The sequence below is a fragment of the Paraburkholderia sp. JPY419 genome (assembly GCF_050435705.1).
GTDB classification, from domain to species: Bacteria; Pseudomonadota; Gammaproteobacteria; order Burkholderiales; family Burkholderiaceae; genus Paraburkholderia; species Paraburkholderia youngii.
The window spans coordinates 752,964-768,782 of the sequence record NZ_JBNDKV010000001.1; the positions used below are offsets into that span (position 1 = coordinate 752,964).

Consider the following 15,819-nt stretch of genomic DNA (forward strand, 5'->3'; position numbering starts at 1 on the left):
CCACTCAGATAAGGTCACCAACCATCGACAATTAAGTAGTCGAGATTTAGACCCGGGCTGCGGCTATTCCACACCAAGCTGAAGGTACAGCGCTCGGGAGGTGCTGCGGAACGAATTCTCCCCCTTGAGAATTAGGCTGGAATTAGATGCGTGAGACGACGCCCCCGCCACGATCTCGCGAGAACGCAATCAAGCGGCGTGGTGATCCAGCGCACGGCTTCCTTTGTACGCAGGTTGCGAACCACCTCCGTGTGCGTGGTGCAGGCAACCATCCGGCTCGCAAAGCGCCGAATTACGGGCTCCGTCCAGTCTTTTTCGAAGCATCGCTTCGCCGAATTGCGGCCTAAGCTTTGGCTCAATTTTCTGCACTAAAACAAGGTAAGAACAGCGATGTCCACACGACGTCACCGGGCGTCTCGCGCGATCGGCTTTGCCCTTGCCGCCGCGACGTTCGTCGTGTCTGGCACGGCGGTGGCCAGACATCCCACCCGACTCTCCTCGCTTGCCGCTGACGATCAGATTTTCATCAAGTTGCGTGACGCCGCCCGCGACAACGATCCCGAGCGTGCCGCGCAGCTGGCGAGCCTAATCCGAAATTATCCAGCGCCGGCTTATCTCAGCTATTTTCAGATCAAGCCGCGTCTGTTCAACGGCGCGGGGCATGCGAATCTCGATGCGCCGGACGTACCGGTGCTATCGTTTCTGCAACGGTACGACGGACAGGCGATTGCCGACCGTCTGCGCAACGACTACCTGCGCGTGCTGGGCGCGCGCCACGACTGGAAGGATTTCGATTCCCAATATTCCCTGTTCGTCCTGAACGACGACACGCAGGTGAAATGCTATGCGCTCGAGTCGCGCGTCGCGCGGGGTGAAAACGTTGTCGACGCGGCGCACGCGCTGCTCGTCGAGCCGAAGTGGTACGGCGACGGCTGCGTCGATCTGATCACCGCGCTCGACGGTAATCACCAGTTCACTTCGGAGGATGTCTGGCAGCGGATTCGCGAGGCCTACGAACAGGGCGCGACGACGACCGGCAGCAAACTGGTCGATGCGCTGGGCGCGGCGCGCCCGGATCCGCTGCGGCTCGATCAGGCGAGGAACCAGCCGCGCGCGCTGCTGGCGAAAGGCATCCAGATGGACTCGGCGTCACATCAACTCGCGCTGCTCGCCATCACGCAGGTGGCGGCCAGCGATCCGGCAGCGGCCGCAGCCATCTTCACCGCGATCGCACCGGCGCTCACCCTGGCGGAACGCGCTATCGGCTGGGGCACGATTGCGTATCAGGCAGCGACCCGGCAGCTGCCAGGCGCCGTGGACTGGTACCGGCTGTCGGCGAACGCGCCCCTGTCGAGCCAGGCCTATGAGTGGCGCACGCGCAGCGCGCTGCTGGCAGGAGACTGGATGATGGTGCGCTGGTCGATCGAGCAGATGCCGGCCGCGCTGCGCGCACAACCACCGTGGGTCTACTGGTACGCACGCGCGTTGAAACAGGCCGGCGAGGTGACAGCGGCGAACCAGGAATTCGGGAAGATCGCGGGAACTTACACCTTCTATGGCCAACTGGCCTCCGAGGCGCTCGGCCAGCGGATCGTGATTCCGCCACAAATCAAAGTGACCGACGAAGAAGTTAAGAAGGCCGGCCAGACACCGGGCTTTGAACTGGCAAAACGCTTTTATGCGCTGAACCTGCGCACGGAAGGCAACCGGGAGTGGAACTGGCAGTTGCGCGGCATGACCGACCGGCAACTGCTCGCAGTCGCCGAGTACGCACGCCGCATCGAGCTCTACGACCGGACGGTGAGCACCGCCGACAGGACGCAGACCGAGCATGATTTTTCGCTGCGCTATCTGGCGCCGTTCCGCACGATTGTCGAGCGGGATGCGCAGTCCACCGGGTCCGATATCGAATGGGCGTATGGCCTCATTCGCCAGGAGTCGCGCTTCATCATCAGTGCGCGCTCGGAGGTTGGCGCAGGCGGCCTGATGCAGGTGATGCCGGAAACCGCGGAGATGGTCGCGAGGAAGATCGGGCTCGGTCCGATCTCGCGGGCGAGGATGAATGAGATCGACACGAACATCCTGCTCGGCACGTATTATCTGTCGATGATATACAACCAGCTTGACCGTTCGGCCGTGCTCGCGACCGCAGGCTACAATGCCGGCCCTGGACGCTCGCGCAAGTGGCAGGCCAACCTCCCGCGTCCGGTGGAAGGCGCGATTTTCGCGGAGACTATTCCGTTCAACGAAACCCGCGACTACGTCAAGAATGTGTTGTCGAACACGGTCTACTACGCGGCGTTGTTTGATGGCCGCCCGCAATCGCTGATGGAGCTGCTTGGTCATGTCGAGCCCCGATGACTTCGCCGCTGCCTTGTCACGATGCGCGCGCAGCAGAAAATCGATCGTGTCTCCCGCCTTGTCCACGGCCCGGTACAAGCACTTCCACTGTCCCTTGACCTTGATATACGTCTCATCTACGCGCCAGCTCTTGCCGACTGGACGCCTGCGGACCCGGAACACCTTTTCCAGCGCGGGCAGCAGCTTGATGGCCCATCGATGCACGGTTGAATGGTCGACATCGATGCCGCGTTCAGCCATCATCTCTTCCAGATTGCGCAGGCTCAGCCCATAGGCCACGTACCAGCGCACGCACATCCGTCAGACGCGCATTCTAGCGTCCCCGCGCTAATGCGACACAACCATATGTATGCCAGTCAGCGGGCAGCCGTCGGAAGATCGATGTTTCCTTCCGTTCCCGCTAAATCCGTCTTCTTCACGCGCGACTTTTTGTCGGAACTGTCGCGTGCCGTCGCGCTTGCAGTCCGGGCGGCTCCTTGACGTTCCGTTTTGCCGAACGCCGCTGGACTGCTGCACGATTGACGCACGACCAGTTCCGGCGGAAAGACCATATGCCGAGGGCTTCGCTCGTCCCCCCTGATGCGCTCGAGCAGCATGTTGAGCGCCGCTTCGGCCATCGCGTCAACGGGCTGCCGGACCGTGGTCAGTGCGGGAGAGAAAGCGTTCGCCCATGGAAAATCGTCGATCGCGGTGACTGATACGTCCGCGGGACACGCGAGATGCTTTTCCGCCAATGCCCGCATCGTGCCAATCAGCATCTGGTTATTGGCCACGAAGATGGCTGACGGCGGCTCCGGGAGATCCATTAGCTCAAGCGCCGCGGTGTAGGCGTCGTGCTCGCCGAATGCGCCCTGTCTCACGTAGTCGGGATTGACCGGCAGATTCGCGGCTGCGATCGCCTGGGCGAAGCCGCGCAAGCGATCACGACCAGGCAGCAGGTTCTGCGGACCGGAGATGATTGCGACGCGCCGATGGCCGAATTCCAGGATGTGCTGTACTGCAAGGCGTGCTGCGGCAACGTTATCGAGAGCAACCGAATCCCACTCGTTGGGGCAGACCACGTGGTCGACCGTTACAACAGGCATGATGCCGATCTCCGAACGAACCTTGTCGTAGGCTTCTTCCGGTGCCGATGCACAGAGGATCGTGCCGACGGCCAGATGGGCGCGGAGCATGCGGAGATAGGCATGCTCCTGTTCAAGATTCCGATCGCTGTCGAATAACAGAACACAGTAGCCCTGGACGTGAGCGCGTTTCTGAATGGAATGCACGAACTCGGTGAAGAATGGGTTCGTGATGTCCGGGACGACCAGGCCCAATAGCTTGGTGGTGCCCTTTTTCAGACTGCTCGCGACTGTGTTCGGCGCGTAACCCAACGCCTTGACAGCGACGCGCACACGCTCCGTGAGGTCCGGACTCACGTAGGTGGATCCCGACAGGACCGCCGAGACGGTCGCCAGACTTACTTCCGCTAGACGTGCGACATCCTTCATTGTTGCCATGATTTTCTCGCCACAGTTGTGCCCCGAGCTTCCTGTTCGTTCAGTTCCACCATCCCGCATGCTCGCGCTTCGGCTGCCGCAAGATGCCGTCCGGCGTACGGGGCGGCTCGATTTCGAGGAGGAACCGGTGTGCAGGTGACATCCGCTCGTACAGGTCCGGGGTGAGATGGTCGAGCTGGACGAGCTGCTGCGGGAGGTCACGCCGAGTATACGTGAGATGCAGTACCCGGCGGTTTGCGTCGTTCTTTTTGAGCGTGCCGCTGTGCCAGCCCGACGCGTTCATGATGAAGACGGTGCCAGCCCGACCAGTCAGATAGACCTCACCCGGATACGGTGCGTCCAGATCGGCGGGAATCCGTTTGCGATCTTCTTCGGAAATGGGGCCGGGCTCCCAGTCGCCCTGGTTAACAACAGGCACGTTAATCGGTGCCCATTTGTGCGACCCGGGTACAACCCGGGTGGGGCCGTTTTCCAGCGTCATGTCGTCAAACAGGATGACGGCATTGACCACCCACCAGTCATTTTCGAAGTGCTTCGGCACGTCGGCGTGCAATTGCTGGTGACCGAATCCCTTCACCGGATCGCGGAGATTGGCGCCATGCACCTTGATCTCCCCCAGCAGCTTGTGGGCTGTGGCCAACACCGGCTGCAGTTCCAGGCACTTATCGAACACTGACGTCTTGTTGAAGATGTTCGACACGCGCCGCGCACCGGGCTCGACGTGAACTTCATGTCCACCCGTGAGGCGCTCGGCTTCATGGAGCCGCTCAAACTCGCGGGCCATCGAGCGGCACTCGTCCGGGCTCAGCACGTCTTCGACGACGAAAAATCCTTTTTCGTCGAGTTCCTTCAGCTGCTCGCTGGTCAACTTGTCGTTGATGTCTAGTTCATGCATCGCCTGTCTCGTGTACATGAGTCGGGTCTCCGTCAATTTCGTTAGCTGGCGAAACGTTTAGCGAAACGTTTCGTTGAGCGGATTTATAGCAAGCGGGGATCGATAGATACATCCGGGTTTCCACTATGCAAGTCCGAACTCGAGCGAAAAAGTGACAGCTAGAGAGCCTGTGCATGTTTACCCGAGGTTGATTGACTTTGCGCAAAAACAGGTTTTAGATTCAACGAAACGTTTCGCTAAACGTTTCGGCACGAAGCCGGCGCGACTGATTTTTGAAACCCGGAAAGAGACAGGAGACAGACATGAACAGCTTGACGAAGCCGTTGTGCGCAACACGCCCCGTGCGTACATGCCGTCGTGTGATCAGTGCAGTGATGGGCGCGCTGATGCTCTCGGCGCTAGCCGCACCTCCGGCGCATGCGGACAAGGATCACCCCGTTGTGGCCCTGTTGCCCGGGGTGGTCGATCCCTTCTATTTCACGATGTACCGCGGTGCCCAGAAGGCGGCAGCGGAGGACAACACCCAGTTGCTTTTCCAGCTTCCGAAAAGTTGGAACACCACGGAGCAGGTGCCGATCCTCAAGGCATTCATTGCCAAACGTCCCGATGCGATCCTGGTTTCTCCCGTGGACGCACAGCAACTGATCGAGCCGCTGACGGAAGCAAAGAATGCGGGAATCAAGGTCATCACTGTGGACACTTACATCGGCACCGGCCGGTATCAGACGGGCAGCGGAAACGCGGACTTCCCTCTTTCGTTCGTAGCGTCTGACAATAAGGAAGGCGGCCGTATTGCAGCGCGAACGCTGGCGAAGGCGCTCGGTGAAAAGGGCATCGTCTTCTGCGAAAGCCTCAAACCGGGTGTCTCGAGCACCGATGCGCGGGTGCAGGGCTTCCAGGAAGAAATGAAAAAGTATCCGAACATCAAGGTGCTGCCGACGTTGTATAGCGAAGACGACGCGAACAAGGCGGTTTCGGATGTATCGGGTGTGATGGCGCGCGAGCCTGGTCTATCCGGCGTATTCGGCACGAATACGTTTTCCGGCAAAGGTGTGGCGCAGGCGATCCACATGTCCGGAAAGAGCGGCAAGGTTAAGCTAATCGTTTTCGACGCCGTACCGGGCATCGATAAGGATATTAAGAGCGGCCTGGTCGACTACGCAATCGCCCAGCGCCCAGCCGACATGGGCTACTACGGCGTCAAGTATGCAGTCGACGCAATCCGTGGCAAGCCGGTCCCGAAGGAGAAAAGCACCGGTTTCGTCGTCATGGACAAGTCGAATATCGACAACGCTGACGTCAAGCAATACATCTACTCCAACTGATTTGTGCCGGCGGCGGCTCGAAACCGCCGTCGGTGATTGGTAAGCGCTATCTGGAGACACTGCAATGCAAAAAGCCACCTCACTTTCCGGTCAGCCACGAGCGACTGGCACAGCGCCGGCTCCAAGGACGATCGACTACAAGGCGCTGGTTGGCCGTTTCTGGCCCTGGCTATTTCTGGCGGTGCTCTGCCTCTTCTTTGAAGTCTGGTCGCAGGTAATCCAGCAAAGGTCCTTCGTTTTCAACGCGTACAACCTGCAGTCGATAGCACTTGCGGCAAGCGCACCGATGCTTCTCGCGATAGGTCAGACGTTCGTGATCATCACTGCGGGCATCGATCTGTCTGTCGGATTCGTCATGGGCCTTGCAGCGGTGTGCGCTGCCCAGTTCACTTTGCTCGGAGGCTCATCACCGTGGGCGCTCGGCCTCTCTGTGCCGCTGACCATTGCTGTATCAGTCATTCCAGGCGCTATTAACGGCACGCTCGTTGCGCGATATCGTGTTCCAGCATTCATCGGGACGCTCGGGATGTACGGTATTGCCCGCGGTGCCGGTTTTCTCGCTGCAGGCAGTGGCATGACTGTATCGGTGGACAACGCGGGACTGCAATGGCTGGGCTCCGGGTGGAATCCGGTCATCGTCACGGTGATCCTGCTGGCCGTCATGCACTTCATCCTGTCGCGCACCCGCTTCGGCCAATATACCTATGCGGTAGGTGGCAATGAGCAGTCTGCCGCCCGAGCAGGGATTAACGTACGTCGGCACAAGATCGTGATCTATATGCTCGCGGCAGCGTTCGCTGCAGTCGGCGGCATCATCTATACGGCTCGATTCTCTGCCGGTTCGGCCACGGCCGGCGAACCGATGCTGCTCAACTCCATCGCCGCGGTCGTCATCGGAGGCGCAAGCCTCTTTGGCGGTACCGGCAACCTGATCGGCACGTTGATCGGCGCCCTGATTATCGCTGTGATCGAGTTTGGTCTGGTATTCATTAACGTCGATGCATTCTGGCAGTTCATCGCGGTTGGCGTTGTCATCATCGTGTCGGTGCTGATCGACCAGTACAAGGAACGTCTCGGAGTCTAATCATGAACCAACCGCTACTTGAAGTGCGCAACGTATCAATCCGCTTCGGAGGCGTCGAGGCGCTCAAGAAAGTGTCGATGAAGGTCTACCCCGGCGAGGTCGTCGCATTGTGCGGTGACAACGGTGCAGGTAAGTCGACGTTAATCAAGATCATATCGGGCGTTTATCAACCGACTGAAGGCGAGGTGCTTTTCGACGGTCAACCTCTCGACATGCGCGACCCACATGACGCACGCGCGAAAGGCATTGAAACGATTTACCAGGATCTTGCGCTTGCTGACAACCTCGATGTGGGCAGCAACATCTTTCTAGGACGTGAGCCGGTGACCCGTCGCTTCGGCGTCAGCACCATCGACCGCCCGCGCATGGCTGCCGTCGCGCGCGAGGTGCTGGATCAGCTCGACATCGTCATTCCGGAGAAGAAGATCCACGGTCCGGTCAAGATGCTCTCTGGCGGCCAGCGTCAGGCTATCGCAATCGGACGCGCAATTTACTGGAATGCGCGGGTGCTGATCATGGACGAGCCCACGGCTGCTTTGGGTGTGCCAGAGCAGCGAAAGGTGATGGAACTGATTCTCGGGCTGAAGAAAAAAGGCGTCTCGGTCATTCTGATCTCGCACAATCTGCTCGACATTTTCAGTGTGTCGGATCGCATCTTCGTTCTTCGACGTGGCGAGGCCGTGGGAGAAAAGCGGGTAAGTGAAACCGACGGCGAATCGGTAGTCAAGATGATGGTTGGCGACGAATACGCCGCTACGAAGGCCGCAGCCTAAGCACGACCAAAATTCCCACCGGACAGATACCTCTCGCGTATGCAAGCGAAACACGGAGAACACTCAATGCAACGAATGGGAATGGTCATCCACATCAAGCCCGAGAAGATCGACGAATACAAGGCGCTGCACGCGGCTCCGTGGCCTGCGATTGTCGAGCGGCTCCAGCGTTCCAATGTCACGAATTACTCGATATTTCTCAAGGAACCAGAAAATCTTCTTTTCGGATACTGGGAATACGTCGGGACAGACTTCGAGGCGGATATGGCCGCGATTGCGGCCGATCCAGAAACACAAAGGTGGTGGAAATTGACCGACCCATGTCAAGTGCCTCTTGAGTCGCGAAAACAGGGCGAGCATTGGGCAATGATGGATAACGTGTTTCACATTGACTAGGTCGCTCAGGGCCTGCGGAGTCACTCATGCGCGACACAGTTGCGCTGTGCGCTGGCTTTCAGTTGAGCTTGCGCGACATTGAGGAGCTGCTCTTCGAGCGCGGTGTGACCGTGACATGCGAGACAATCCGTTGCTGGTGCGATAAGTTTGGCAAGTCTTCGCTCACCGGGTCAAGGCTGCGCGACGCAAGCCGGGTAGCACATGGCACCTCGACGAGATGTTCGTCGCGCTGCGTGGCGAACCGCACCTACCCCGGCGATAAACTGCCGGCGCGCACAGAAGTCGCGGTCGCTTTCCGACTGAAACCGACGACGCACGCCGCGCACACATCCAAATTCTGACAGTTCCTCCGCTCCCACGCTTCCCGCACCGCTTGCAGCATCCAGGTCGTTCGGAAGATAGGCGCGATTAAGCGATGGCACGGTTTTGTGCCAAGAGTATGGCAGGACAGCGGGATCCCCAATATGTAGATGGAATCGACAACCGGAAACGATGGCACGAAATTTCCCGGTTTGAAAAGTTGCCTTGAAATTAAATTCGACGAAGGAGCCGCCCAGAGAAGGTTTCGGAGCGGCTAGTCAGCATGAGCACGTTATGTGATCACGCTGATCTGCCAAGGCACGAACTCCTGCTGCCCATAGCCGTGTATTTCGCTGCGCGACGCCTTGCCGGACGCGGTTTCCAGCATCATTTGGAACACCTGCGCACCGAGTTCGGTAATCGATGCTCCGCTCAGCACCTCGCCACAATTAAAGTCCATATCGTCGGACTGACGTTCCCAAAGCGCCGTATTGGTCGCAAGCTTGATCGAAGGCGACGGTGCGCAACCATAGGCCGAACCCCGTCCGGTCGTGAAGCAGATCAGGTTGGCGCCGCCGGCCACCTGGCCCGTCGCGGAGACTGGGTCGTAGCCCGGCGTGTCCATGAACACCAGTCCGTGAGCGTCTACGGGCTGCGCGTATTCGTACACGTCGACGAGGTTCGTCGACCCAGCTTTCGCGATGCCGCCCAGCGACTTCTCGAGCACCGTCGTGAGGCCACCCGCCTTGTTCCCGGCCGACGGGTTGTTGTTCATCGCAGCGCCGCTGCGAGCGCAATGCGCCTCCCACCAGCGAATGCGCTCGACGAGCTTTTTCCCGATCTCAACGGTTTCCGCACGTCGAGTCAACAGGTGCTCGGCGCCGTAAATTTCAGGCGTCTCCGACAGAATTGCGGTGCCCCCGTGCGCCACCAACATGTCGACAGCAGCACCCAGCACCGGATTGGCCGAGATGCCGGAATACCCATCCGAGCCGCCGCATTGCAGACCGACCAGCAGATGACTCGCCGGCACACTTTCGCGGTGCACAGCATTCGCCCCTGGCAACATTTCGCGAATTAGCTCGATGCCGCGCGCGATGGTTTTCGTCGTGCCACCTGTGTCCTGAATCGTGAAACTGCGCAGCCGGCCATTGTCCTTTAGACCCTGACTCTTAAGTAGCGTCGAAATCTGGTTGGTCTCGCAGCCAAGCCCGATCACAAGTACACCGGCAAAGTTCGGATGACACGCGTAACCGCCCAGCGTACGTTGCAGGATCTTGAGGCCCTCCCCTTCTGAATCGACGGCACAGCCCGAGCTGTGGGTGAGTGCGACAACGCCATCAACATTCGGGAAATCAGCGAGCGCTTCAGGATGAACGTCCCGCCGGAAGTGATCTGCGATCGCGCGGGCGACCGTGGCCGAACAGTTTACCGAGGTTAATACACCGATGTAGTTGCGGGTGGCGACCCGGCCATCGTCGCGCACAATGCCCTGAAAGTACGCGGGCTCGGTCGCGCGGACCGTGGGCCGTGCATCGTGAGCATAAGCATAGTCGCGCGTGAAGTCGCCCATCGTCAGGTTGTGACTGTGAACATGCTGGCCGGGCTTGATCGGCTGGCTTGCGAATCCGATGATCTGTCCGTAGCGTCGCACAGCCTGGCCGGTCTCGATCGGGCGTGTCGCCATCTTGTGCCCGGGCGGGATCAGACCCAATGCGGTCACACCTTCACTAGTAATTGCCGTACCGGATACCAGTTGGTCGATGGCAATCACTACATCGTCGAGCGCGTTGAGCCGGATGACGCGCGGTGACGTATGCGAACCCGCGCGTTTGAGCGTATCGAATGTCGTCGTGTTCATATTAGCCGCGTCCGTTGCGCTTGCTCATAAAGGAGTCAAAAGCCAAAGCAAAAAGCAGCACCAAACCCTTGATGACTAACTGAATGAACGACGAAATGTTGAGGATGCTCATGCCATTGTCGATGGTCGCCAGGAGGATGGCGCCGACAATCGCGCCGGGGATGGTGCCAATACCACCCTTGAGCGCGGTGCCGCCGATTACGGCGCCCGCGATCGCGTCGAGTTCCATATACATGCCAGTGGTCGGTGTCGAGGCGCCGATACGGGCGGTCATCAGAACGCCGGCGATTCCATACAAGCCACCCATTAGCATGAAGCCGACATAGAGCTGGCGTGCCAGTGGAATCCCCGCCAGAACCGCAGCTTCACGATTTGAACCAGTCAAGTATGCATTGCGACCGAATACGGTACGCGTCATCACCACCCAGAGGACGATACCGATTACGGCGACCCAGATAAGTGCGGTCGGAATCCCACGGAAGCCGGCGCACACCCAGATCAGGAGGCCAACGGTCACGGTCAGAGCCCCAAGTTTGCTCGCGAGCCGCAGCGTGTTAGTCTCGCCCTCGTGTGACAGGCTGACACGGTGCCTCCGCAGGATGTAGGCCGCCGCCGCGAAATAGGCGATCACAAGCGCCACTATCGAGGCGATCACGGGGACGAAGCCCTCGCTGATTGCCGAGAACGCCATCGACACCGGAGCAAGGGTGGCCGCATCGGTCGCATAGTAGCCGATGCCGCGGAACGCGAGCAGCCCCGCCAAGGTGACGATAAACGATGGCACCCCCACCGTAACCACCCAAAGCCCCTGCCATAGGCCCATCAATATGCCCACGCCGATGGTTAACATAATGGTCGGCACGACGCCGAGGCCGTGCGTGATCTGCAAGCTTGCCGCGACCACCCCGCACAGGTAGACCGAACTGCCAATCGACAGGTCGATCTCACCCATGATCATCAGGATCGATACGCCAGCCGCCACCAGCGCCACGATTGAGGCCTGTCGCAGAAGCAGCGACAGATTGCGTGGCGTGAGAAAGATATCGCCCGAGGCGACGTTGAAAACAATCGCGAGGAGAACGAACACCACGACCATCGTCAGCGTTCGAGGGTTGATAAGCTGACGCGCGCGGCGGCCAGCGCTGCCCGCTGACACAGCGGCTGCCGGCGGCCGCACAGTGCCCGGCAAAGTCTGGTTCTTCATTTAATGGATCTCCCCTGTCGCGGCTGCCATCAACTCGTGACGGCTAGCCTTTCTGTCAAACGATTGCGTAACGCGGCCTTTGTACATGACCAGTACACGGTCGCTTTCATCGAGAATCTCGGTCATGTCGCTCGAAATCATAAGTACCGCGGTCCCTTCGGCAGCGAGCTCGTGTAGCAAACGGTAGATCTCCTGACGCGCCCCGATGTCGACCCCGTAGGTCGGTTCGTCAACGATCAGGATGCGCGGTCGGATCGCAATCCACCGCGCGAGCAGCACCTTCTGCTGATTGCCGCCGCTGAACCATTCGACCTTGGCGTCCAGCCGCGGCGGCCGCAGGTCGAGCTTGCGAATCAGTTCGCGATTGCGATCAACCTCGTCGCGTTCGCGAATGAACGGGCCACTGGACACAGATCGAATACTCGCCGCGCTGATGTTGTGCAGCACGCTATGCCCTTCAATCAGGCCGGTCTGCTTTCGGTCTTCCGTCAACATGCCGATACCTAGAGAAATCGCTTCAGCGGGCGAACGCGGATGTACCCGTTCACCGTCGATACGAATTTCGCCTTCGCAGGTTCCTTGCCATGCGCCGAAGATTGCTTTGGCGAGCTCAGTGCGACCGGCGCCGACTAGCCCGAACAGACCTAACACTTCACCGCGGCGCAGTTCAAGGCTTACGTTGTCCACCCGGCAGCGCTTCGAGCCAAAGCCTTCATGCACCGAAAGGTTCGATACAGTCAGTACGGCTGCGGCGCGTTCATTAAGCACGCGCGGCGTGCTTGGCTCGGGATCGTGGCCGATCATGGCGCGGACCATATCGGAGATCTTGTCCTGAGCAGACGCAAAATGCTCGACCACCCGGCCATTGCGCATCACGACCACTCGGTCGGCGACCTGAGCGATCTCGTCGAGCCGGTGGGTAATGTAGATACAGCCGACATTCTGCGCTTTGATCTGTGCAATCCGCTCGAACAGGTGCACGGCTTCGCCCTGTGTGAGCGAAGCTGTCGGTTCGTCCAGAATCAGCACTCGGGTGGCCGCTTTCGACAGCGCCGATGCGATAGTGACGAGCCGCTGAGCCGATGGGCTGAGTTCTCCAACGGAAGCGTTCGGATTGGCCTGCACGCCGAAGAACGCCAAGCGCTCCATCGCGAGGGTGAATAGCTTCGCCTCGTCGACAAAACCGCGCCGCGATGGCAGCATCCCCATGAACATGTTTTCGGCGATGCTCAGATTCGGCGCGATATACAGTTCTTGCGGCACCAGCACGATGCCGGCCGCCTCCGCGTCGCGCACTGTGCGAAAACGAGCAGGCCGGCCGTCGAGCAACAGTTCGCCCTGGTAGCTGTCGGTCGGATAGACGCCCGAAATGATCTTCATCAGCGTCGACTTGCCCGCGCCGTTTTCACCGATGACGGCGACGACTTCACCTGGCCGCACGTTGAAATTCACATCGCTGAGCGCAGGAATGCCGCTGAACGATTTGCTGACCTCGCGCAGCTCGAGCACATAGCCGCCGGGACGTGACACATCGACGGCATTGCCCTGTGCGTGAGGCTGCGAGACATCAAGCGTTGCTGGATCGCGCCACATGAGTTTGCTCACTTGCATTGTGATTTACCAGCGCCATACACCTCGTCCGCCGTGACCCATCCCTTAGGCGCGCCCGTTGTGATGAACTTACACAGGTTGGCTTGCGTCACCGCGTAGACCTTCACGAGATGAGTCGGTACGGCGCCAGCGCCAAGGTTCACATCCGTAGTGCTAATTGCCGGTTTTTCCTTCTTCGCCAGCGCGACCGCAGCCTTGACAGCCGAAGTGCCGTGGTCGTCGAGGTCGGTCCATACCGACATCGTCTGTACGCCCTGAGCAATCAGTTGCAGCGAGGACGGGTCGGCGTCTAGCCCGGACAGGTAGACCTTGCCGGCCAGGTTGCGCGCCTTCAGCGCTTGCGCCACGCCCAGCGCCATGCCGTCGTTGGAGGTGACGAAGCCATCAATCTTGTCGTTCTGTGCGCTCAACACATTTTCCGCATTCGACAGTGCGAGCTTTGGATCCCATCCGCGAACAAACTGGTCGAATACGACTTTCACATCCTTGTCCTGCACCAGCACCTTGTCATACTGCTTGCTGATGGTCTGCGCAACATCATTGCCGGGATCGCCCTTCATCAACGCGAAAGTCCCGTGGGGCGCGCGTTCCAACGCACCCTTTGCCTGTAGTTCTCCAACAAGCGCATTGTCTCGCATGACGAAGTAGTCAAGCTTCGCGGTCGTGACGCCGATGTCATATCCGACTACCGGCACGCCTGCCTGGTGTGCAGAATTCACGATTCGTCCAGCCGCCTGGCTGTCGACGGGTACGAGAATCAAGGCGTCGGGCTGCTGGCTCAACAGGTTCTCCACCTGCGATGCCTGCAGGACCGGATTGTCGTTGGCCCACTGCACGATTAGCTTGGCGCCAAGCGCCGCGGCCTCTCGCTTCATAGCGGCGATGTCAAAGGCCCAGCGGCGCTGTACCTGTGTTTTCATCGCGACAGCAATCACGGGATTCTTTGCATCGGCATGGGCCAGGCTGCTCGATAGCGCCGCTGCCATCAGCATGGCCGCGGAGAGGAACTTCAGCAGAGGGGTGGTGTGACGCACGATTGTCTCCTTACAGCATCGGTTTTATCTACTCGAACCACACGCGTACAGCCTGGCCAAGTTGTTTCAATGATTCCTTGGTCTCTGCCGTGCGCATGCAAATTGGCGCAGAATCGAAAACTTCGTAGGACTGCAACCAACTCAGGCCATGGGCTCGCTCATGGCTTGAAAAACACATTTTCGAGGCGAGCCCACCATTCGCCCGGCTGGCGGGTTTCGAGCGGGACCTGCATCGGCTCGCAGATCTGCCACCAATCCTGCATGCGTGGCTCCTGGGCAAGCTTTGCCTGGTCCGCGGCGAAATCCGTGCCGTGGTATTCCCAGTAGGCGAACAACAAGTTCTCGGGCTCCTTCAGAAAAATCGAATAGTTGCGGATATTTGCAGCCGAAATAATCTCAATGACCTCCGGCCAGGTCTCGCGATGAAGCCGTTTGTACTCCGGCAGCGCTTCGGGCTTGATACCGAGTACGAAAGCCATCCTTTCCATCTTGTTTGTCCTCACAGCGCTTGTTGCACGAGCGTTTTTGTCAGTAACGGCCAGTCGTTTCTGCTTGAGCGGCCTTCCAGAGCCGCGCGTCTTTCGGTAAAGCAAGCGGATCGTCTACCTTCGGCTCTGCACCCTCGATATCAAGCAGGAAGCGTTCGGCCGGGGCAACACGCTTGTAGAGCGCGAGCGTCAGATGTTCGCGCTCGTTGAGCTGTTGCGGGATATCGCGGCGGCCGATTGCCATATGCAGTACGCGGCGCGTTATTCCAGTCCTGTTTGCCGTGCCGCCGTGCCAGATTCGCCCGTTGATCACAGCGATCGAGCCAGCTTTCCCCGTGATGTGAACTTCGCGCGGGTGGGTTGCCAGAGGATCGGCAGGCATGATGGCCTTTTCTTCGGGCGTGACTTCCATGCGCTCTGCGTTGACCAGATTAATGTCTGGCACGTTGATCGGCACGAGCTTGTGCGAACCCGGTACAACACGCGTCGGGCCGTTATCCTCGGTCATGTCGTCGAGCATGACCATAGTGTTGATCATGCGCCAGTCGGAGTCGTGGGCGCGCCAAACGTCGCTATGCAGAGGCTGTTGACCTTCACCTTTTGCAGGGTTGCGGGCGTTGAGCGAATACACACGAATTTCGCCCATTAGACGGTGCGCAATCGCAAGGGTGGGACCGCAACGAAGGCAGCGGTCAAACGCTTCTGACTTGTTGAACAGGTTGGACAGGCGCATTGCGCCCGGCTCGATGTGGACTTCATGACCGCCGTAAGCGCCTTCTATTTTCTGAAGCCGGTCAACTTCGGCCCTCATCTCGTCGATCTCTGCCGGGGAAAAAACATTCGGGAAAATGCAATAGCCATCCCTATCGAAGGCGTCGATCTGTTCTTGCGTGAGGATCGATTCCGAAATGCCCAATTGCGCTAGTGCTTCAGCGGTGTTCATCTGCGTCTCCCGGAGAAAGTTAATGATTTATCGCGATGCCTA

The 15,819-nt window shown here is 59.3% G+C and carries 13 protein-coding genes and 2 pseudogenes; 6 read left to right on the plus strand and 9 right to left on the minus strand.

Annotation, left to right across the window (positions count from 1 at the left end):
- Positions 1-390 precede the first annotated feature (390 nt).
- Complete coding sequence (locus tag QFZ91_RS03500) at positions 391-2,361, plus strand: transglycosylase SLT domain-containing protein (protein ID WP_429566249.1); 1,971 nt, start codon at positions 391-393, stop codon at positions 2,359-2,361.
- Here the strand turns inward: QFZ91_RS03500 and QFZ91_RS03505 are convergent.
- The 3 genes and pseudogenes from QFZ91_RS03505 to QFZ91_RS03515 all read right to left on the minus strand — a co-directional run.
- Positions 2,362-2,658 (minus strand): annotated as a pseudogene (locus QFZ91_RS03505) (IS6 family transposase); the annotation flags it as partial.
- Positions 2,659-2,717: 59 nt separating this feature from the next.
- Positions 2,718-3,863, minus strand: coding sequence for a LacI family DNA-binding transcriptional regulator (locus tag QFZ91_RS03510; protein WP_429566250.1), 1,146 nt, complete (start codon positions 3,861-3,863; stop codon positions 2,718-2,720).
- Between the two features lie 40 nt (positions 3,864-3,903).
- Positions 3,904-4,776, minus strand: coding sequence for a phytanoyl-CoA dioxygenase family protein (locus tag QFZ91_RS03515; protein WP_429566251.1), 873 nt, complete (start codon positions 4,774-4,776; stop codon positions 3,904-3,906).
- A gap of 284 nt (positions 4,777-5,060) precedes the next feature.
- On the opposite strand from QFZ91_RS03515, the gene QFZ91_RS03520 reads away from it, so the two are divergent.
- From QFZ91_RS03520 to QFZ91_RS03540, 5 genes and pseudogenes are all read left to right on the plus strand, one after another.
- Positions 5,061-6,083: an ABC transporter substrate-binding protein gene (locus tag QFZ91_RS03520; protein ID WP_429566252.1), complete on the plus strand. Its 1,023-nt coding sequence runs from the start codon at positions 5,061-5,063 to the stop codon at positions 6,081-6,083.
- Between the two features lie 64 nt (positions 6,084-6,147).
- A complete protein-coding gene (locus QFZ91_RS03525; protein WP_429566253.1) occupies positions 6,148-7,167 on the plus strand; it encodes an ABC transporter permease subunit in 1,020 nt (339 codons plus the stop codon).
- 2 nt (positions 7,168-7,169) lie between these two features.
- Positions 7,170-7,940 carry an ATP-binding cassette domain-containing protein gene (locus QFZ91_RS03530; RefSeq protein WP_429566254.1) on the plus strand — a complete coding sequence of 257 codons (771 nt, stop codon included), beginning with the start codon at positions 7,170-7,172 and terminating at the stop codon, positions 7,938-7,940.
- Positions 7,941-8,006: 66 nt separating this feature from the next.
- Positions 8,007-8,336 (plus strand): L-rhamnose mutarotase, encoded by a 330-nt coding sequence (locus QFZ91_RS03535; protein ID WP_176110808.1) that lies wholly within the window; start codon positions 8,007-8,009, stop codon positions 8,334-8,336.
- A pseudogene (locus tag QFZ91_RS03540) lies at positions 8,329-8,586 on the plus strand (hypothetical protein); the annotation flags it as partial. The gene QFZ91_RS03535 and the pseudogene QFZ91_RS03540, both read left to right, overlap by 8 nt.
- Positions 8,587-8,928: 342 nt before the next feature.
- Here the strand turns inward: QFZ91_RS03540 and QFZ91_RS03545 are convergent.
- The 6 genes from QFZ91_RS03545 to QFZ91_RS03570 all read right to left on the minus strand — a co-directional run bounded on the left by QFZ91_RS03545 (position 8,929) and on the right by QFZ91_RS03570 (position 15,777).
- Entirely contained in the window at positions 8,929-10,497 is a 1,569-nt protein-coding gene (locus tag QFZ91_RS03545; RefSeq protein WP_429566255.1) for a UxaA family hydrolase, read from the minus strand.
- Between the two features lies 1 nt (position 10,498).
- Positions 10,499-11,701 (minus strand): sugar ABC transporter permease, encoded by a 1,203-nt coding sequence (locus tag QFZ91_RS03550; RefSeq protein WP_429566256.1) that lies wholly within the window; start codon positions 11,699-11,701, stop codon positions 10,499-10,501.
- The gene (locus tag QFZ91_RS03555) at positions 11,702-13,312 is read right to left on the minus strand and encodes a sugar ABC transporter ATP-binding protein (protein ID WP_429566257.1); all 1,611 of its coding nucleotides are present in this window, start codon (positions 13,310-13,312) and stop codon (positions 11,702-11,704) included. It abuts the gene before it with no gap.
- Positions 13,303-14,346, minus strand: coding sequence for a substrate-binding domain-containing protein (locus QFZ91_RS03560; RefSeq protein WP_429566258.1), 1,044 nt, complete (start codon positions 14,344-14,346; stop codon positions 13,303-13,305). The genes QFZ91_RS03555 and QFZ91_RS03560 overlap by 10 nt, the downstream gene beginning before the upstream one ends.
- 158 nt (positions 14,347-14,504) lie before the next feature.
- Entirely contained in the window at positions 14,505-14,825 is a 321-nt protein-coding gene (locus tag QFZ91_RS03565) for an L-rhamnose mutarotase (RefSeq protein ID WP_429566259.1), read from the minus strand.
- A gap of 49 nt (positions 14,826-14,874) precedes the next feature.
- Positions 14,875-15,777 carry a phytanoyl-CoA dioxygenase family protein gene (locus tag QFZ91_RS03570; RefSeq protein WP_176384483.1) on the minus strand — a complete coding sequence of 301 codons (903 nt, stop codon included), beginning with the start codon at positions 15,775-15,777 and terminating at the stop codon, positions 14,875-14,877.
- Between the last annotated feature and the right edge of the window lie 42 nt (positions 15,778-15,819).